This is a genomic window from Jatrophihabitans fulvus (assembly GCF_054781375.1).
Genome location: NZ_BAAGUN010000001.1, coordinates 274,271 through 292,551, shown reverse-complemented (window position 1 = coordinate 292,551; position 18,281 = coordinate 274,271). Strand labels below are relative to the sequence as shown.

Below are 18,281 nucleotides of genomic sequence, written 5' to 3'. Positions count from 1 at the left end.
GCCGCGTGGCCCGCCTCGAGACCTCGGCGGAGTCGCCCGTCCCGGTGCGGGCGGTCGCGATCCGCATCGGCGAGTGGATCGCCCGCCTCGGCGAGATCTGGGTCGACGGCCAGGTGGCGCAGCTCAACCGGCGTCCCGGCGTCGGGACCCAGTTCCTGACCCTGCGCGACCCGGACGCGAACATCTCGATCTCGGTGACCTGCCCGCGCGGCGTGCTGCCCGACTCGGTGCGCGAGGGCGCCCGTGTCGTGCTGCGTGCCCGTCCGGACTTCTGGCTCGAGCGCGGCTCGCTGAGCCTGCGCGCCCTCGAGGTGCGCCAGGTCGGCCTCGGCGAGCTGCTCGCCCGCCTCGAGGCGCTGAAGAAGCTGCTCGCCGCCGAGGGCCTGTTCGCCCGCGAACGCAAGCGTCCCCTGCCGTTCCTGCCGCGCACGGTCGGACTGATCACCGGACGGGCGAGCGCCGCCGAACGCGACGTCGTCGAGAACACGCGGCGGCGGTTGCCGGGCGCGCGGTTCCGGCTCGAGAACGTGGCCATGCAGGGGGTCAACGCGGTCGGAGAGGTGTGCGACGCGCTCGCCCGGCTCGACCGCGACCCCGAGGTCGACGTGATCGTCATCGCCCGCGGCGGCGGCAGCGTCGAGGACCTGCTGCCGTTCAGCAACGAGACGCTCGTGCGCGCGGTGTCGGACGCGGTCACGCCGGTGGTCAGCGCGATCGGCCACGAGACCGACGTGCCGCTGCTCGACCTCGTCGCCGACCTCGCGGCGTCGACCCCGACGGACGCCGCGAAGCGGATCGTCCCCGACCTGGCGGACGAGCTGCGTGAGGTCTCGGGCCTGCGGACCCGCGCGCGGGCGTCCGTCCGCACCCGCCTCGACCGCGAGGCCGAGCTCATGGCGGGACTGCCGGAGCGGCTGCGGCAGACCGTCCGGCTGCGCATCGGACGCGAGGCGGACGAGGTCGCCGCGTGGCGTGACCGGTCCCGCCGCCGGCTGGGCGCACTGCTCGACCAGCGCCGCGACGAGCTCGACCACACCCGCGCCCGCGTCCGCTCGCTGTCGCCGCAGGCCACCCTCGACCGCGGGTACGCGGTCGTCCGCACGGTCGACGGGACGGTCGTCCGCGAGCCGGCCGACGCGGACGGCCCGCTCGAGGTGATCGTGGCCGACGGGCGGTTCACCGCCGCGCGGGTGGCCGTAGGGTCTGAACCCGATGAGTGAGATCTCGTACGAGCAGGCCCGCGCCGAACTGCGCGAGGTGGTCGCGAAGCTCGAAGGCGGCGGCCAGTCGCTCGAGGAATCGCTCGCGCTGTGGGAGCGCGGCGAACACCTCGCCGACGTGTGCCAGAGCTGGCTGGACGGGGCGGGGCAGCGGCTCGAGAAGGCGATCGCCGAGCACGACGCCGACGCCCCGTCCGCCGACGACTAGACCCGGACGCTGCCGACGCAGACGTTCTCGCCCCTGATCGCGCGGGCGCGGATGACGTCCGTGCCGGCGCGGTTCGCGGGCCGGGTCTCGACCGTGAACGAGCCGCTCGGCGCGGCGGTCGTGGCACGGCGCTGCGCGACGAGCGTGCCGTTGTCGGACACGTACACGCGGAACGCCTGTCCCGCCCGGTTGGTGTCGACCTCGAACTCGACCTCGATGCGGCCGTCGTCGTGCTTGGCCTTGAGCTCCCAGGTGCCGGCGACGGAGCACCGTCCGGACGAGCGGACCACATCTCGGCCGCTCGCGGAGGCGGTGGCGCTGACGGCGAACGGGGCGAGCAGGCCGACGCCCAGGGCGGCGACGGTGAGGGTGCGGCGGACGGTCATGGCGTTTCCCTTTCCTCGGTGGTGTGCCACCAGCCTGTGCCCCCGCGGGTCGCAGTCGCGATACGACGATCGACCTAGTACCGACCCGCTGCGGTAACACCCGTCTGACAGGATGAGGACGACCGAGCCCCCGGCCGAGAGGACGCCCGCCGATGACCGACGGAACCGCCGGAGGAGCCGACCACGAGCGCGGTGTGCCGCCCGAACTCGCCGTCGCCCGCAAGGCCCCCGACCGCAACCTCGCCCTCGAACTGGTGCGCGTCACCGAGGCCGCGGCCATGGCCGCGGGCCGCTGGGTCGGCAGCGGGGACAAGAACGGCGGCGACGGCGCGGCCGTCGACGCCATGCGCACCCTGATCGGGACCGTGTCGATGAACGGCGTCGTCGTCATCGGTGAGGGCGAGAAGGACGAAGCGCCGATGCTCTACAACGGCGAGCAGGTGGGCGACGGCACCGGTCCGCTGTGCGACGTCGCGGTCGACCCCATCGACGGCACCACGCTGATGGCCAAGGGCATGCCGAACTCGATCGCGGTCATCGCCGTGTCCGAGCGCGGCAGCATGTTCGACCCGTCCGCCGTGTTCTACATGGAGAAGATCGCCGCCGGGCCCGAGTGCGCCGACGCCATCGACATCACCGCGCCGGTCGCGGAGAACATCGCCCGCGTCGCCAAGGCCAAGCACGGCCGGCCCGAGGACGTCACCGTCGTGATCCTCGACCGTCCCCGGCACGAGAAGCTCGTCCAGGAGGTGCGCGACGCGGGAGCCCGCATCCGCTTCATCAGCGACGGCGACGTCGCAGGGGCGATCTCGGCGGCCCGACCGGGCACCGGCGTCGACCTGCTGCTCGGCATCGGGGGCACGCCCGAGGGCATCATCGCCGCGGCCGCGCTGCGCTGCATGGGGGGCGTCATCCAGGCCAGGCTGTGGCCCAAGGACGACGAGGAGCGGCAGAAGGCCATCGACGCCGGCCACGACCTCGACCGCGTGCTGATGACCGAGGACCTCGTGAGCGGCGACGACATCTTCTTCTGCGGCACCGGCATCACAGACGGCGAGCTGCTGCGCGGCGTGCGCTACTACGCCGATTCGGTGCAGACCGAGTCGATCGTCATGCGTTCGAAGTCGGGCACCATCCGGCTCGTCGACTCGCTGCACCAGCTGGGCAAGCTGCGCGCCTACTCGTCGGTCGACTTCGGTGGGGGCAGCTGACCGTCCGCCGCGCGCACGGCCGTGATCGGCGGTCGTGCATACCGGGAACGACCGCGGCGTGACGAGCCTGCTGCGTACCAAGTCGGTCGACGACGTCCTCGAACAGTCCGAGGGCGGCGGCAGCAAGCTGCGCAAACGCCTCGGCGTGTTCGACCTCGTCGGATTCGGGGTCGGCATCGTCATCGGCACCGGCATCTTCACGCTGACCGGCGTCGAGGCGAAGAACAGCGCCGGTCCGGCGGTCGTGATCTCGTTCGTCATCGCCGGCGCCGTCGCCCTGATGGCCGCGCTCTGCTACGCCGAACTGGCCAGCGCGGTGCCGACGGCCGGCAGTGCCTACAGCTACGCCTACGCCACCATCGGCGAGGTCGTCGCCTGGATCATCGGCTGGGACCTGCTGCTCGAGTTCATCCTCGGCTCGTCCGTCGTGGCCCGCGGCTGGTCGGGCTACCTGCAGAACCTGTTCGACCTGCCCACCTCGGTCTTCGGCGAGGACTCGACCGTCAACTTCGGCGCCGTCCTCATCGTGGCCGTGCTCGCGGTGGTCGCCATCGTCGGCATCAAGCAGTCGGCCTGGCTCACGAACGTGCTGGTGTTCGTGAAGGTCGCCATCTGCCTGTTCATCGTCGTGGCCGGTGCGTTCTTCCTCAAGGCCGACAACCTGAAACCCTTCGTCCCGCCGGCCGGGCCGGCCGAGAGCGAGAAGGGGCTCGGCCAGCCGGTCGTCCAGGCCCTCTTCGGCGCACCGTCGTCGTTCGGCGTCGCGGGCGTCATCTCGGCCGCCGCGGTGGTGTTCTTCGCCTACACCGGCTTCGAGGCCGTCGCGAACCTCAGCGAGGAGACCCACCACCCGGCGCGGGACATGCCGCGCGGGCTGATCGGCACGCTCGTCATCGCGACGGTCCTGTACGTCGGTGTCTCGTTCGTGCTCACCGGCATGCAGAAGTACACCGAGCTCAACGCCGGATCGCCGTTGGCGTCGGCGTTCGACTCCGTCGGCGCGAGCTGGGCGGGCACGCTGGTGTCGATCGCCGCCGTCTCGGGCCTGACGTCGGTGATCCTCGTCGAGCTCGTCGGGCTCGGCCGCATCGGCTTCGCGATGGGACGGGACCGGCTGCTGCCGCCCGCGGTCGCCTCCGTCAACGAGCGGACGGGCACGCCGGTGCGGTTCACCGTGATCGTCGCCGTCGCGATCATGGTCATCGGCGGGCTCGTGCCCCTCGCCGACCTGGCGGACCTGGTCAGCATCGGCGCGCTGTCGGCCTTCGCGATCGTGTCCGTCGCGGTGCCGATCCTGCGTCGGACCCGCCCCGAACTGGACCGTCCGTTCCGGGTGCCGTTCTCCCCCGTCCTGCCGATCGTCTCGGCGCTCGCCTGCATCTACCTCTCGCTCAACCTGTCCATCGAGACCTGGCTGCGCTTCGCGGTGTGGCTCGCGATCGGCATGGCGATCTACTTCGGCTACGGCCGCAGACACGCGCGGGTCGCCGAGCCGTCCCCGGCGAAGACGCTGAGCTGACCTCGCGATGAAGCACCGGGCGGTCCTACTAGGGTCGGCGGCATGAGCGACGAGTTCCGGATCGAGAAGGATTCGATGGGGGACGTCCGCGTTCCCAAGGACGCGAAGTGGCGGGCGCAGACGCAACGGGCGGTCGAGAACTTCCCGATCTCGGGCGCAACCATCGAGCGCGAGCTCATCGCAGGCCTGGCGCTGATCAAGGGCGCCGGCGCCCGCGTCCGCGCCCAGCGCGGCGTGCTCGACCAGGCCAAGGCCGAGGCGATCCACGCCGCCTCCGTCGAGGTCGCGCGCGGTGACTGGGACGCCGAGTTCCCGATCGACACGTTCCAGACCGGGTCCGGCACGTCGTCGAACATGAACACGAACGAGGTGCTGGCGACGCTGGCGGCGGAGCGGCTCGGCTCGCCCGTGCACCCGAACGACGACGTCAACGACCCGCTGTCGAGCAACGACCAGTTCCCGTCCGCGATCCACGTCGCCGCGACCAAGGCGACGATCAACGACCTGAAGCCCGCGCTCGACCACCTCGCGTCCGCGCTCGAAGCGAAGGCCGAGCAGTTCGCGACGGTCGTGAAGGCCGGACGCACCCACCTCATGGACGCCACCCCGGTCACCCTGGGCCAGGAGTTCGGCGGCTACGCCGCTCAGGTGCGCTACGGCATCGAGCGGCTCGACGCGGTGCTGCCGCGGGTGGCCGAGCTGCCGCTTGGCGGCACCGCCGTCGGCTCCGGCATCAACGCGCCCATCGGGTTCGCCGGCGAGGTCATCGCGCTGATCGCGTCCGAGACCGGGCTGCCGCTGACCGAGGCGCGCAACCACTTCGAGGCCAACGCGGCCCGCGACTCGCTCGTCGAGCTGTCGGGCGTGCTGCGGACGATCGCGGTCGGCTTCAACAAGATCGCCAACGACATCCGGTGGATGGGCTCCGGTCCGAGGACGGGCCTGTCGGAGATCTTCATCCCCGACCTGCAGCCGGGCAGTTCGATCATGCCGGGCAAGGTGAACCCGGTGCTGGCCGAGGCCGTCACCCAGGTCGTCGCGCAGGTCGTCGGCAACGACGCCGCCGTCGCGTGGGGCGGCGCTGCGGGCGCGTTCGAGCTCAACGTGTACCTGCCGATGATGGCGCGCAACCTGCTCGAGTCGATTCGCCTGCTGTCCAACGTCGGGCGCGTCTTCGCCGACCGCTGCGTCGCCGGCATCGAGGCCAACGAGGAGCAGTGCCGCGCGTACGCCGAGGGCACCCCGATGATCGTCACACCGCTGAACCACTACATCGGCTACGACGAGGCGTCCAAGGTGGCGAAGCAGGCGATCAAGGAGCGCAAGACGATCCGCGAGGTCGTCGTCGAGCGCGGGCACGTGCCCGGCAAGATCACCGAGGAGAAGCTCGACGAGGTGCTCGACGTGCTGTCGATGACGGCACCGAAGGCCTGATGCCTGCGCGGCGTCCCGAGCGCAGCGAAGCGCTGCTCGCCGAACTCGTCGACGCGCTGCGCACGACCGGTCTGCCCGACTGGTACTACGCGTTGTGCGACGAGTTCCCGCAACGGATCGGCGACTACAGCCCGCAGGGCGACGCGATGCGCTCGGCGTGGGAGGCGACGGGGCTGGCCTACCGCGCGTCGGGCAAGCGGGCCGGCGGCGGACGCCTCGGCGGCCGTGACCACCGGCTCGAGGCACTGATGATGCCGGCCCGGTACTGCGGGATGTTCGACGTCCCGGTCCACCTCGTGCGCGACGGCAGGACCGGGATCGCCGTGCTGCACATCGTCGCCCGTGACCTGCTCGTCGAAGCAGGCGTGCCGCCGCGTTCGCCCGCCTACCCGCGCCCGTGGGCGATGTCCGACGCCGAGGTGGCCGCGATCGCGCAGCGGCTGGCCGACCGTCTCGTCGACCTCGCTCGGGTCCTGGACGTGCCCGCATGACCGACGCGGTGATCTTCGACTTCTACGGCACCCTGACGCCCGGACGGTCGTCGGACGCGCAGCTGCGTGGCCGGCGGGCCCAGGCGACAGCACTCGGCGTCCCGGTCGACGAGTTCGACGCGGCCATGACCGCGACGGTCGACGAACGGTTCCGCGGCGCGGGCGGCTCGGTCGAGGGCTCGCTGCGGTGGATCTGCGCGCGGCTCGGCATCGACGTCGCCCCGCCGCACGTACGGCGGGCCGCCGAAGTACGTCTGCAGGTCGAGCGCGGTTTCGGCGAGCCACGTCCTGACGCCGTCGATCTGCTCTCGACCCTGCGGGTGCTGGGCAAGCGCATCGGGCTCGTCAGCGACTGCAGCGCGGAGCTGCCCACCTACTTCCCCGATCTACCCGTCGCCCCGTATGTCGACGCCCCGGTGTTCTCGTTCGTCACCGGGCACCGCAAGCCCGACCCACACAATTTTCTCGCCTGCGCGCAAAGTCTGGGCGTCGCTCCCGAGGCCTGCCTGTACGTCGGCGACGGCGGCAGCGACGAGCTCGCGGGCGCGTCACGGGTCGGCATGCGCGCCGTGCACCTCGACGTCGCCGAGGACGTCGGCGGTGTCGTCTACGGACGCCATGTCGACTGGAGCGGCGATCGCATCACCGCGCTCGGCCAGGTGCTGGACCTGGTGTAGCCGGCCGCCGACGGCCTGCCAGCAGCAGGACGACCCCGCACCCAGCCAGCAGGACGCCGGCTGCGGCCAGCATGACCGAAGCCCCTGTGATCGCGACGCCACCTCGCCGAGATCGGTTCGCCCCGCCCGCGCCGAGCTCTCCGTCACGTCCGGCACCGGCGGACGCGGCAGCGACGCCGAGATCAGGATCGGTGAGGGTGATCCGCAGCGCGAACGCGACCAACCGGTCGGCCACCTCGTTGCCGGACGACGTCGGGATGCCGACCGCGACCCGCACCCAGGCATCACCTCCGGGCGCCAGCACCACGTCGGTGTCGACGTCGCCACCCAGATCCCTTCCTGTACCGCTCCACACCTGCACGTAGGGACCGCTCGGCGCCTCCGCCGAGGACACTTCGACGGACAGCGAGTCCGACAGCGGGTCGGCCTGACACCCGGCGCAGTCGTCCGGGATCAGCCGCAACGACAGTGATGTGGCGCGATCGAGACCGCTGCGGATCGCGAGGTCGGTGGCGGTCGTCGAGCCCGGCGCCGCTCCGTCCAGCGAGAGTGCAGCGGACGGCATCGTCGAGTAGTCGTGGCCGTCGACTCCCACCTCGAGGGCGGGCCGCGAAGGCGCCACATCGGCAGGTGAGGCCAGCGCGACCGAACCGCCCACGCACAGCACGGCCGCGGCCGCCAGTCCGGCGAACCATCTGCGCGGGTTCACGACACCACCTGCTCCAGGGTGAACACCACGCGGGCTGTGACGGCGTCACCCTGGGCCGCGTTGTCCCGGGGGCGGTCCGACGAACCGTCGTCCGGTGGCCATCGGACGCTGAGGTCGAGACAGACCCCCGCGCCGGGCGCAAGGCGGACGTCGCGGCCGTCGACGTCGCGGACCGGCGTGCGCTTCCCGGTCAGTTGGTCGAGCGTCCCTGCTGCGACCGGCGCGCCCGGCCCGGCCGGGTCGGAGCACCCGGCTCCGGACGGCACCGATCGGCCGGCGACAGTCACGGAGAGCATGCGGGACAGCACGCCCCGTTCGGGAGTGCCGCTGACGCGGTCGCCGTCGACGTGACAACCGGTGATTCCCGCGGCCTGCTCGGCGCGTGCCTTGTCGTGGCTGGTCGAGCACGGAGCGGGTACGTCGCGGACGTCGCTGATGGCCATGGACACCGTCGCGTCGACGCCGGAGCGAGGAGCGTTCGCGACGACCCAGAATCGCTGGGTCGACTGCCCGCCCGGCAGCAGCCCGCTCACGGCCAGGTCGACGGTGCCCTCGCCGCCGGTGAGGTCGAGGTGCAGCGCGCCCGTCGCGACGTGGTTCCCGTCGATGTCGACGGAGTGGACGGGTGAAGGCGCACTGGCACTCGTCGTCGCCGTCGCCAGCGCGACGAAGACGACGACCACGACCAGAACAGCGCGCTTCACAGACCCTCGCAGCACAGACGGCGGATGACTCGTACGTCAGCGTCGAGGGAGGTGGTCGGCGTCCGCGTCGTCAGAACTGATGAGTTCGGAACCCACGATCATGACGATCCGTCGGACGGGGTCGCTGACGAATCCTGGTCCCAACGCCGCCGGCGGGGGCCGGCGGACAGACCCGGAAGGATCCTCCATGGACCGCACGAAGAGCTTCAAGATCGCCGGCTTCGCCGGCGCTCTCTGCGCCTCCGCCGCGCTCGTCGGCTTCGCCGCCACCGGCACCGGCGCGTACTTCACCGACAGCAAGGACGGCTCGATCACAGCATCGACCGGCGCGGTCAAGGTCAACACCACCGACCTTGCCCTGAACTACACGAACCTTCTTCCCGGCGCGTACGACACGAAGACGATCGGGTACTCGTCGTCGGGCACGTCGGGCCAGGACGTCTGGCTGGTCTTCCCTGCAACGGCAGCAAACCGTCTCACCGGTGAGGACGGCAGCGCCCCCAACGGGAACGACGCGCTGGGGCGTTACGGCCACTTCAAGGTCACGTCCCCGGCCGGCGATTTCGTCTCGAACAACCTCCGTTCGAACCCTGGCAGCCCCGCGGACCAGAACTGCAGCGTCGACGGGAACGGCCATGGCGGGAATGCGGCCGAGGCGGCAACCAGAACCGACTACTCCCTGCCGTACTGCGGCGTCCCGCACGCGATCCTGCTGAGCGACAACATCCAGCCGGGTCAGTACAACGAGGCCACAATCGAGTTCGGGTTCACGAAGATCGCAAGGGGTCCGCAGGCCGTGCCCACGCAGCTCTTCAAGATCGTCGCGACGCAGCACGGCGTTCGTCCGGACGACGCCAACAACTGACGCAGGACGTGGCGGGACCGGTTCACCGGTCCCGCCACGGTTCGTTCACCCGACGTAGCGAGGAGCAGCAGTGGCCAAGCACAGCCGCAGCCGCCGTCGTTGGCCGATCGCCATCGCCCTGCTGATGACGACACTCGTCGTCGCACCCGCGGCGCTGTTCTGGTCCCAGGGCTACCGGCCCTACGTCGTGCACACCGGCTCGATGGAGCCCACCTACAAGCCGGGTGACCTGGTCATCGACCGTCCCGTTCGGGGCCAGGTGCACGTCGGCGACGTCATCACCTTCCGCCACTCCGATGTCACGCCGGATCTCGTGACCCACCGCGTCGTGCGCGTCACGGCGAAAGGCCTCATCCACACGAAGGGCGACGCGAACGCGACGCCGGACGTGTGGGAGATCCGCCCCGATCAGGTTGTCGGGCGGGTGGCGAAGAGCGTCTCGGGCGGTGGATACGCCATGGTCTTCCTGCAGCAACCTGCCGGCATCGGCGCTCTCGCCACCGCGGTCTTCGCGGTCGTGCTGCTGTGGGGCCTCTTCTTCCCGACGGCCGCTCCGATCGCGACGACGACGGCCGCCGAACGACATGACATCACGCCCACTGCCGAACGGCGCCCACGTCCCAGCCCGCGCCCGCGACCCATGCCCCGGCATCGTGGGGAATCCTGGGCGAACCTCCGCGAACTGGACACGATGCTGAGCGGTCCGCCCCGCGGCCCGAGCGACGAATCCGGCCATAACGCCCACGAAGAACGACGCGCGCGACCGGAACTGCTCCACGCCTGACAAGGACCAAAGACACTCACGCCACGTGGTTTCGGGAATGCGGACCCGCAGCCTTTCGTCCCTTTCCCGGCGGCAGAGCGTTTCGTTCCTTGACCACCTCGGACGACTGAACAGATCATGACCGCGGCGCTCCTCGGAGTGCCGAATGGGTGGATCTGACCGTCGTGCGGGGGGCGCATCGGTGATCGAGGTGAGGGTGTCTTCGGCGACTCTGCCGAAGCGCCTCTGGGTGGCACTGTGCTGGGCTCTCGTGTCGTGGACGGCGGCGGTTCTCGTTCTCCACGCCGTCGGCATGTCAGCGCCTGCGTGGCTTCCGACAGTGAGCGCGATCGTCGTGGCCGACGGCTTTCTGCTGGCCGCGGCGTTCCGTTTCGTGCATTGGCGGGCCGCGCCCGAAGCAGGTTTGCTCGCGCAGACCTTCGGCATGGCCCTCGCCGGTCTTCTGCTGCCGATCTCGACGGTCGCCGCGCCGATGAGCGCCGGCGACAGTTCGGTCCCGGTGCTGGCGCGCGCGCTGGTCCTGGTGTCTGTCTTCCCGCTCCTCGCGGCGCGGCGCTACTTGACCTTGATGGACGGGGTCCGCGGGGTCGTGAAGGCCCTCGTGGTCGCTGGACTCGTCCTGATGCTGACGATGGGCGCAGACACCGCCACGGCGAGCCTGATCACCGAATTTCTCGTCGTCGCCGGGTGGCTGATGTTGGCCGACCGGGCGCTCGAGCACGAGAACGCGTTCGCCGTGGTCATGTGCCTGCTCGGCCTCGGCGAGGCCACCCGCATCTGCGAACTTGCACTCCCCGGCGTCTTCGGCGGGCTCCCGGCCGGTTTCGACGTTGCGGCAGGTGTGCTCCTGGCTGCGATCTTCTTCGCGGACCTGCGCGAGGTATGGCGTGCTGAACGCATGAGCGCGGGTGAGATGGCTTCGGACCTCGTCCGCACCCGCGCCATGCTCGACTCCGTCAGCTCGTCGCAACGCGATCGCATGCACGACGCCCGATCGGTCGTTGCGGGCGTGATCGGCGCCGCGCAGGTGCTCGCCGATCGGCCCGACCCGGATCTGTCACGCCTGATGATCTCCGAGTTGACCCGCCTCGCCGGTGTGCTCGACGTCGAGGCCGCCGAACGTCCATCCGACTTCGACCTGTCCACGGCTGTCGACCCCGTCCTGCGTCTGCACGCCCTCGAAAATCCCGTCCTGTCCGCGTACGTCGATCCGGTACGGGTCACGGGACGTCCGCAGGCGATCGCCGCCGCACTCGACAATCTGCTGCGCAACTGCCGCGTTCACGCGCCGTGTGCCCCGGTCCGTGTCTTCGTCGGTCGGGACGGCCACGAGGTCGCCCTCGTCGTCGAGGACGACGGTCCGGGTATCCCGGTGGACGAGCGTGTCGCGGTCCTAGGACGAGGTGTCAGGGGAAGCCGCCCCGGCGGGCCCGGTTCGGGGCTCGGACTGCACAACGTGATCACCGCCGTGGGCGAGAACAATCTCCGCATCGATTCCGCCGAGGGCGGCGGCACTCGCGTCACGCTTCGCCTGCCGGCAGCCGCCGAGGTGTACGCATGAATCTCGTACTGGTCGTGGACGACCACGAACTGATCGCGACCGCGCTGTGCGTCGCACTCCGTTCGCAGGAGATCCCGGCAGAACACGTAGCACCTCGTCCCCTGCCGGAGTTGCTGCCACTGCTGCTCGATCGGAAACCCGACGTCGTGCTGCTCGACCTCGACCTCGGTGATCACGGCGACTCCACGGGCCTTGTCGGCCCGCTCACCGACGCGGGCGCCCGTGTCGTCCTGGTCTCGGGTTCGGGCGACAGGCTGCGCATCGCCGCGGCGCTCGAGCAGGGTGCCCGCGCCTATCGGTCCAAGCTGGACGGGCTGACCCGACTCGTCGACACGGTGCGAGCCGTTCTGCTCGACGACCGGCCCCTCGACGTGCACCTGCGCGTCGAGCTCCTGGACGAACTGCGCCGCGGCCGCGCCGAGCGCACACGAACGCTTCGCCCCTTCGCACAACTGACCGACCGTGAGGCCGCGACGCTCCGCGAGTTGTGCGACGGCCGATCGGCCCGGGAGATCGCCGACCTGTGGGTCGTGTCGGAGCCGACGGTCCGAACCCACATTCGCGCGGTTCTGAGCAAACTGGAGGTCAGTTCACAACTCGCCGCAGTGGCCATGGCAGTCCGCTCCGGGTGGTTCACCGCCGCGATGAGTCGCAGCGCCTGACGCGGTCAACGCTGCGCCGCGACGAAGGCTGCGGAGTCGAAGGTGCCGTTGAACTTGCGGGACAATCCTTCCCGGGCGCGCTTCCGGAAGTCGGGGGCCGAGCCGGACCCTTCGGGCAGCACGCCCGCGAGGCGTCCGTCCGGCCCGAGCGCGGCGAGGTCGGCGACGTTGCGGCGCATGGCGAGGTCGGGTTCGGCCGGCCAGCTGCCGATGACGACGCCGGCGAGGGTGAGCCCCTCCTCGGCGAGGCGTCCGACGGTCAGCGCGGTGTGGTTGAGCGTCCCGAGACCGGGTGTCGTCACGACGAGGACGGGCGCGTGCAGCGCCGCGGCGAGGTCGGCGAGCGTCCAGCGGTCGTCGTCGGTGAACGGCACGAGCAGCCCGCCTGCGCCCTCGACGATCACGGTGTCGCGCACCGCATCGAGGTCGACGATGCGCCGCACGGCGTCCGCCAGCTGCAATTCCTTCATGCCGCTGACCGCGGCGGCGTGATGCGGTGACAGCGGGTCGGGATACCGCGCGTACTCGTGGGTGTCGGTGACCCCCGACAGGCGCGTGACCTCCGCGAGGTCGCCCGGCTCCCCCGGCGCCATGCCGGTCTGGGCGGGCTTCACGACGGCGACGCGGTGCCCGCGCCGGGCGGCCGCCTGCGCGGCCAGCGCCGCCGTGACGATCGTCTTGCCGACGTCCGTCGACGTGCCCGTGACGACCAGGACGCTCATGCGAGCACCTCGGCCAGCACCCCCGCGGCGCGGTCGAGATCGGCGGACGTGAGGTCGGCGCGGGCGGTGAGCCGCAGGCACGACCGTCCCGGCGCGACCGACGGCGGACGAAAGCAGCCGACACGCAGGCCCATGTCGAGGCAGGCGGCCGCGGCGGCGACGGCCCGGCGCGGGTCGCCCAGCACACCGGGCACGACGGCGGCCCCGGGAACGATCGTCTCGACGTCGAGCGCGCGCAGGTCGTCGGCGATGGCACGCGCGTTGCGGTGGATCGCGGCCACGCGCTCGGGCTCGCTGCGCAGCACCGCGAGGGCGGCCCGGGCCGCGGCGGCCGCGGCGGGCGCCAGGCCGGTGTCGAAGATGAACGGGCGCGCCGTGTTGATCAGCAGATCGATCACCTCGGGCACCGCCAGCACGGCACCTCCCTGCGATCCGAGCGATTTCGACAGCACCGCGGTGCGGATGACATCCGGCTCGGCCGCGAGACCGGCGGCGTCGACCGCGCCGCGCCCCGAGGGGCCGATCACCCCGACGGCGTGCGCCTCGTCGACGACGAGCAGGGCGCCGTGCGCGCGGGCGGCGGCGTGCAGCTCGGCCAGCGGCGCGAGGTCGCCGTCGACGGAGAAGACCGCGTCGGTGACGACGAGCCGGTGCGGCGTGGTGGCCGCGGCGAGGGCGTCCTCGACGGCGGCGACGTCGTTGTGCGCAACCTTGACGACGGGCGACCCCGAGAGCCGGCACCCGTCGATGATCGAGGCGTGGTTGCCGGCATCGCTGACGATCGTCACGTCACGGCCGCCCAGCGCGGTCAGCACGCCGACGTTCGCGAGGTACCCGGACGAGAAGACCAGAGCAGCGGGCGCGCGGAGGAAGTCGGCGAGCTCGAACTCCAGGTCGCGGTGCAGCTCGGTGGTGCCGGTGACGAGCCGGGAGCCCGTCGATCCTCCGCCCCACGTGCGCGCGGCCTCGGCCGCGGCGGCGGTGACCCGGGGGTCGTGCGTGAGCCCGAGGTAGTCGTTGGACGCGAGATCGAGCACGGTGTCGTGCGCGACCCGGGGCCTGAGCACGCGCCGGAGTCCGGCGGCCTCGCGCGCGGCCACGGCGTCCCTGACCCGGTCGAGGGCTCCCTGGCCCCACGCGGGCGTCGCTCGTCGATCTTCGTCGTGACCCGCGCGTGGGGCCAGGCGCGTCATCGGACGACCTCACGCACCGACTCGTCGACGATGTCGAGCAGCTCGTCGAGCTCCGTGTCGGAGATGCCCAGCGGCGGCATGAGCACGACGACGTCACCCAGCGGACGGATGATCGCGCCCTTGCGGCGAGCGGCGCGGCAGACCTCGAAACCCGTCCGCGACGTCACCGGGTTCACCTCGATGCCGGTCATCGTGCCGATGCGACGGATCTCGGCGACGCCGTCATATTTCGCAAGATCGCTCAAACGCGTGCCGATGCGCTCGCCGACGGCAGCGGCGCGGTCGACCGTCCCCCGTTCGTGCATGAGCTGCAGGTTCGCCAGCGCGACGGCGCAGCACAGCGGGTTGGCGGTGTAGGTGTGCCCGTGGAAAAAGGTGCGTCCGCTGGCGGCGTCTCCGAGGAACGGTTCGTACATCGCGTCCGTCGCGAGCACGGCCGACAGCGGCAGCAGGCCGCCGGTGACACGCTTGCCGAGCACGAGCAGGTCGGGCTGCACACCCGCGTGCTCGACGGCGAACCACTTGCCGGTGGCGCCGATGCCGGTCGCGACCTCGTCGACGAGCATCGCGGCGCCGGACGAGTCGCACAGCTCGCGGACGCCGCGCAGGAACGCGGGGTCGTGGGTGAGCATTCCGCCGGCCGCCTGCACGAGCGGCTCGACGACGATCGCGCAGACGCGGTCACCCTCCCGGTCCATGAGCTCGCGCATCTCGGCGAGCACGGCCTCGGCCCGCTGCCCGCGGGTCTCGCCCGGCTTCAGCACGCCCGGAGACGACACCAGCCGGGTCTCGATCAGCAGCGGACGGTACGTGTGGTGGAACAGCTCGACCCCGCCGAGCGAGACCGCGCCGAGGGTGTCGCCGTGGTAGCCCTCGGCGCAGTGGACGTAGAGCGGACGGTCCTCGCCGCGCTGCGTCGCCGCCTGGTACGCGATCTTGATGGCGGCCTCGGCCGCGGACGACCCGTCACCGGCGAAGAACACCTTGGACAGGTTGTCCGGGGCGACGCGCAGCAGCTCCTCGGCGGTCCGGATGCCGGGTTCGTGCGTGAGGCCGAGGAACGTCGAGTGGTCCAGCTTCGCGGCCTGCTCGCTCAGGGCGGCGTTCAGTTCCGGAACGTTGTGGCCGTGCACCGTCACCCAGAGGGACGAGCAGCCGTCGAGGTAGCGGCGGCCGTCGGTGTCGAACAGATACATCCCGTCCGCCCGGTCGACGACCAGCGGTTCGTCCGAGGGCCACAGCGCGTGCTGGGTGAACGGGTGCCAGACCGACTGCAGATCGCGCTCGACGAGACTCACCGCGGCAGTCTGTCATCCGCCCTCCCTGCCGCGGGATGTGCCGCGAGGACGAACGACGTCCGTCACGTCATGCGGCGAGCACGTCGGCGACGGCGCGGGGCTCCCGTCCGAGGAGCCGCGTGAGTGTCGGGTCGGCGACGTCGAACTCCCCGCGCCGGGAGGCCTCGAACGAGCCGAGGAACAGGCGCGCGGCGAACTCCGGCGCGCCGCCCGCGACCTGCCGCGCCACCCAGGCCTCGTCGTCGATCACGACGTGACGCACCGGCCGTCCGGTCGACTGCGACAGCAGGTCTGCGACCTCGGCCATGTCGACCGTCGACGCCGCGACCAGCGGCGGGGTGGGCCCGTCGAACGTCGCGTCGCCTGCCAGGATGGCCACCGCCGCGGCGGCGAGATCGTCGCGGGCGGTCCACGACACCCGCCCGTCCGCCGGCGTCACGACCTCACCCGATTCCAGCGCCCCGGCGATCATGAACCGCAGACTCTCGGCGTAGTAGCCGTTGCGCAGCGACGTGTAGGGACGCCCGAGGCCGGCGTGGTACCCCTCGACCGCAGCGTGGTCGCGCGCCGGGGCGAACGCCGACCCGGCGGACGCCGCCTGGTGAGCGGTGTAGAGCACCCGCTGAGCGCCGGCGCGATAGGCCGCGTCGATCGCGGCGCGGTGCTGCGCCACGGCCTCGTCGCCGAGCGAGTTCACCGACACCACCAGCACCTGCGTCGCACCCTCGAACGCGGCGTCCAGCGACGCGGGGTCGGCGAAGTCGCCGTGGCGGACCCGGACGCCGAGTTCGGCCAGGCCCCTCGCCGCCGCGGGTTCGCGCACGCTGACCCCGACCTGCCCCTTGGGGAGGCGAGCGGCCAGCCCGCGCACCACCTGCGACCCGAACCCGCCGTTGCCACCCGTCACCACGATCATCGCCACTCCTGTTATCGCCGATACGTCTTTGCTGTTATCAGTGATACCACGGTGCGCTATCGTCGTGGCGTGACCCGGACGGCGGCGACTCCCCGCGAGCGCATCGTGGCCGCGGCGGCCCGCCTGCTCGACGAGCACGGGCCCGACGCGGTGACGACCCGCGCCGTCGCCGGGGCAGCCGGGCTGCAGGCCCCCGCCATCTACCGCCTGTTCGGCGACAAGGACGGCCTGCTCGACGCCGTGGCAGAACACCGGCTCGCGCAGTACGTCGAGCACAAATCCGCGGACGGCGACATCGGCGACCCCGTGGTCGACCTGCGTGCGGCCTGGGCGCGACACGTGCGCTTCGGCCTCGACAATCCCGCGGTCTTCGCCCTGATGGTCGATCCGTCGCGGTCCTCGCCGGCCGCGCGGGCCGGGCTCGAGGTGCTGCGCACGCGCATCCACCGGGTGGCCGCGGCCGGCCGGCTGCGCGTCCCCGAGGAGCGCGCCGTGGCGCTCGTCCACGCTGCGGGCACCGGCGCGGTCCTCACCCAACTGGCGCTGCCGCACGAGTCCCGTGACCCCGGCCTGGCGGACGCGATGCTCGGCGCGGTCCTGCGCGACGTGCTGGTCGACGCCGACGTGCCCTCGGCGGACGGTGTCGTCGCCGCTGCCGTCACCGTGCGCGCCGCGGCCTCCGGCTTCGAGGTCCTCTCGGAGGCCGAGCGGCAGCTGCTGGGCGAGTGGCTCGACCGGGTGGCCTCGGCCTGACCGCCCGACCATCGGCCCGGGCCCACCGCAGCGGTGGCACGTGATCGACGGGCCGTCCGGCCCCTGTCGTGCCATCGGCCTCGTCGCACGGTGGACCGGACACCGGTACGAGGAGGTCGGCGTGGTCTCGGTGATCGATCTGGCGGGCGCGGTGAGGGGCCGTTCGGTTCGGATCGCGCGCACCGGACGCCACACCCCGGACGCGTCATGAGCGTGCCGGCGGCGGCCCCGGTGGACGCCCGCGAGGGTTCCGCGGGCACTCGCATCGACCTCGACGACGTCTGTCGCCACTTCCGGGTCGGCGACAGCGTGGTCAAGGCCCTGGACCAGGTCAATTTGCACGTCGACGAGGCAGCGTTCGTGGTGGTGCTGGGCGCGAGCGGATCGGGAAAGACGACGCTGCTCAACCTCGTCGGTGCGCTCGACACACCCACGTCCGGCACGGTGCGGCTGGCAGGCACCGACCTCACCCGCGCGTCGCGCGCCGAGCGCACCCGCATCCGGCGTCACACCGTCAGCTTCATCTTCCAGTCCTTCAACCTGTTCCCCGGCCTCACCGCCGCCGAGAACGTCGAGTTCGGCGCCGACGTCGCCGGTCGCCACGACGTCGCGGGCGTCACGACGTCGGTGCTCGAACAGGTCGGGCTGTCGGCCCGCGCCGACCATTTCGCGCACCAACTGTCCGGCGGGGAGCAGCAGCGGGTGGCGATCGCCCGGGCACTCGCCACGGGCAACCCGATCCTGCTGGCGGACGAGCCGACGGGCGAACTCGACTTCCGTACCGGCGTGCAGATCCTGGAACTGCTGCGGGCGCAGGCCGAGGCGGGCCGGACGGTTCTCGTGGTCACCCACAACCGCGAGATCTCCCGCGTCGCCGACCGCGTGATCGAGATGTCGAGCGGTCGCATCGTGCGTGACGGCCCTCCGGCCGGCGGCAGGGCACCCATCGGCGAGCTGCGGTGGTGAGC

General features: G+C 71.7%; 20 protein-coding genes. 13 read left to right on the top strand and 7 right to left on the bottom strand.

Going from position 1 to position 18,281, the window contains the following annotated elements; genetic code table 11:
• The first annotated feature begins 5 nt into the window (after window positions 1-5).
• Together xseA and ACYVP9_RS01435 are read left to right on the top strand one after the other, a co-directional pair.
• Window positions 6-1,220 (top strand): exodeoxyribonuclease VII large subunit, encoded by a 1,215-nt coding sequence (xseA, locus tag ACYVP9_RS01440; protein WP_460602904.1) that lies wholly within the window; start codon window positions 6-8, stop codon window positions 1,218-1,220.
• The gene (locus ACYVP9_RS01435; RefSeq protein ID WP_460602903.1) at window positions 1,213-1,428 is read left to right on the top strand and encodes an exodeoxyribonuclease VII small subunit; all 216 of its coding nucleotides are present in this window, start codon (window positions 1,213-1,215) and stop codon (window positions 1,426-1,428) included. Before xseA ends, ACYVP9_RS01435 begins: the two co-directional genes overlap by 8 nt.
• Here the strand turns inward: ACYVP9_RS01435 and ACYVP9_RS01430 are convergent.
• Window positions 1,425-1,814 carry a hypothetical protein gene (locus tag ACYVP9_RS01430; protein WP_460602902.1) on the bottom strand — a complete coding sequence of 130 codons (390 nt, stop codon included), beginning with the start codon at window positions 1,812-1,814 and terminating at the stop codon, window positions 1,425-1,427. The two genes, ACYVP9_RS01435 and ACYVP9_RS01430, sit on opposite strands and share 4 nt — an antisense overlap.
• 152 nt (window positions 1,815-1,966) lie before the next feature.
• Between ACYVP9_RS01430 and glpX the strand changes: the two genes are divergently transcribed.
• From glpX to ACYVP9_RS01405, 5 genes are read left to right on the top strand one after another with little or no spacing between them, the layout of a single operon-like run.
• Window positions 1,967-3,025, top strand: a complete 1,059-nt coding sequence (gene glpX / locus ACYVP9_RS01425; RefSeq protein WP_460602901.1) for a fructose-bisphosphatase class II family protein — start codon at window positions 1,967-1,969, stop codon at window positions 3,023-3,025.
• 58 nt (window positions 3,026-3,083) lie between these two features.
• A complete protein-coding gene (locus ACYVP9_RS01420) occupies window positions 3,084-4,544 on the top strand; it encodes an amino acid permease (protein WP_460602900.1) in 1,461 nt (486 codons plus the stop codon).
• Between the two features lie 42 nt (window positions 4,545-4,586).
• Window positions 4,587-5,978 (top strand): class II fumarate hydratase, encoded by a 1,392-nt coding sequence (locus tag ACYVP9_RS01415; RefSeq protein ID WP_460602899.1) that lies wholly within the window; start codon window positions 4,587-4,589, stop codon window positions 5,976-5,978.
• On the top strand, window positions 5,978-6,469 hold the full coding sequence (locus tag ACYVP9_RS01410) for a hypothetical protein (protein WP_460602898.1): 492 nt from the start codon (window positions 5,978-5,980) through the stop codon (window positions 6,467-6,469). The genes ACYVP9_RS01415 and ACYVP9_RS01410 overlap by 1 nt, the downstream gene beginning before the upstream one ends.
• Window positions 6,466-7,146: an HAD family hydrolase gene (locus tag ACYVP9_RS01405; protein ID WP_460602897.1), complete on the top strand. Its 681-nt coding sequence runs from the start codon at window positions 6,466-6,468 to the stop codon at window positions 7,144-7,146. Before ACYVP9_RS01410 ends, ACYVP9_RS01405 begins: the two co-directional genes overlap by 4 nt.
• Here ACYVP9_RS01405 and ACYVP9_RS01400 read toward each other — a convergent pair.
• Together ACYVP9_RS01400 and ACYVP9_RS01395 are read right to left on the bottom strand one after the other, a co-directional pair.
• Entirely contained in the window at window positions 7,112-7,855 is a 744-nt protein-coding gene (locus ACYVP9_RS01400) for a hypothetical protein (RefSeq protein ID WP_460602896.1), read from the bottom strand. The genes ACYVP9_RS01405 and ACYVP9_RS01400 overlap by 35 nt on opposite strands.
• Window positions 7,852-8,559 carry a hypothetical protein gene (locus ACYVP9_RS01395; RefSeq protein ID WP_460602895.1) on the bottom strand — a complete coding sequence of 236 codons (708 nt, stop codon included), beginning with the start codon at window positions 8,557-8,559 and terminating at the stop codon, window positions 7,852-7,854. The genes ACYVP9_RS01400 and ACYVP9_RS01395 overlap by 4 nt, the downstream gene beginning before the upstream one ends.
• Before the next feature lie 187 nt (window positions 8,560-8,746).
• Here ACYVP9_RS01395 and ACYVP9_RS01390 point away from each other — a divergent pair, with 187 nt between their 5' ends.
• The 4 genes from ACYVP9_RS01390 (at window position 8,747) to ACYVP9_RS01375 (ending at window position 12,431) form a co-directional block, all read left to right on the top strand.
• A complete protein-coding gene (locus ACYVP9_RS01390) occupies window positions 8,747-9,424 on the top strand; it encodes a hypothetical protein (protein WP_460602894.1) in 678 nt (225 codons plus the stop codon).
• Between the two features lie 124 nt (window positions 9,425-9,548).
• Window positions 9,549-10,208, top strand: coding sequence for a signal peptidase I (locus ACYVP9_RS01385; protein WP_460604263.1), 660 nt, complete (start codon window positions 9,549-9,551; stop codon window positions 10,206-10,208).
• Window positions 10,209-10,527: 319 nt separating this feature from the next.
• Window positions 10,528-11,769, top strand: coding sequence for a sensor histidine kinase (locus ACYVP9_RS01380; RefSeq protein WP_460602893.1), 1,242 nt, complete (start codon window positions 10,528-10,530; stop codon window positions 11,767-11,769).
• Window positions 11,766-12,431, top strand: coding sequence for a LuxR C-terminal-related transcriptional regulator (locus ACYVP9_RS01375; RefSeq protein WP_460602892.1), 666 nt, complete (start codon window positions 11,766-11,768; stop codon window positions 12,429-12,431). Before ACYVP9_RS01380 ends, ACYVP9_RS01375 begins: the two co-directional genes overlap by 4 nt.
• 5 nt (window positions 12,432-12,436) lie before the next feature.
• Here the strand turns inward: ACYVP9_RS01375 and bioD are convergent, their stop codons facing one another.
• The 4 genes from bioD to ACYVP9_RS01355 form a co-directional block, all read right to left on the bottom strand.
• Complete coding sequence (bioD, locus tag ACYVP9_RS01370; protein WP_460602891.1) at window positions 12,437-13,153, bottom strand: ATP-dependent dethiobiotin synthetase BioD; 717 nt, start codon at window positions 13,151-13,153, stop codon at window positions 12,437-12,439.
• Entirely contained in the window at window positions 13,150-14,253 is a 1,104-nt protein-coding gene (locus ACYVP9_RS01365; protein WP_460602890.1) for an 8-amino-7-oxononanoate synthase, read from the bottom strand. Before ACYVP9_RS01365 ends, bioD begins: the two co-directional genes overlap by 4 nt.
• Before the next feature lie 89 nt (window positions 14,254-14,342).
• Complete coding sequence (gene bioA, locus ACYVP9_RS01360; protein WP_460602889.1) at window positions 14,343-15,644, bottom strand: aspartate aminotransferase family protein; 1,302 nt, start codon at window positions 15,642-15,644, stop codon at window positions 14,343-14,345.
• A gap of 67 nt (window positions 15,645-15,711) precedes the next feature.
• Window positions 15,712-16,560 carry a Rossmann-fold NAD(P)-binding domain-containing protein gene (locus ACYVP9_RS01355; protein ID WP_460602888.1) on the bottom strand — a complete coding sequence of 283 codons (849 nt, stop codon included), beginning with the start codon at window positions 16,558-16,560 and terminating at the stop codon, window positions 15,712-15,714.
• A 69-nt stretch (window positions 16,561-16,629) separates the two neighbouring features.
• Here ACYVP9_RS01355 and ACYVP9_RS01350 point away from each other — a divergent pair, with 69 nt between their 5' ends.
• Both ACYVP9_RS01350 and ACYVP9_RS01345 read left to right on the top strand, forming a co-directional pair.
• Window positions 16,630-17,313 (top strand): TetR/AcrR family transcriptional regulator, encoded by a 684-nt coding sequence (locus ACYVP9_RS01350; protein WP_460602887.1) that lies wholly within the window; start codon window positions 16,630-16,632, stop codon window positions 17,311-17,313.
• 207 nt (window positions 17,314-17,520) lie between these two features.
• Window positions 17,521-18,279: an ABC transporter ATP-binding protein gene (locus tag ACYVP9_RS01345; protein WP_460602886.1), complete on the top strand. Its 759-nt coding sequence runs from the start codon at window positions 17,521-17,523 to the stop codon at window positions 18,277-18,279.
• The last annotated feature ends 2 nt before the right edge of the window (window positions 18,280-18,281 follow it).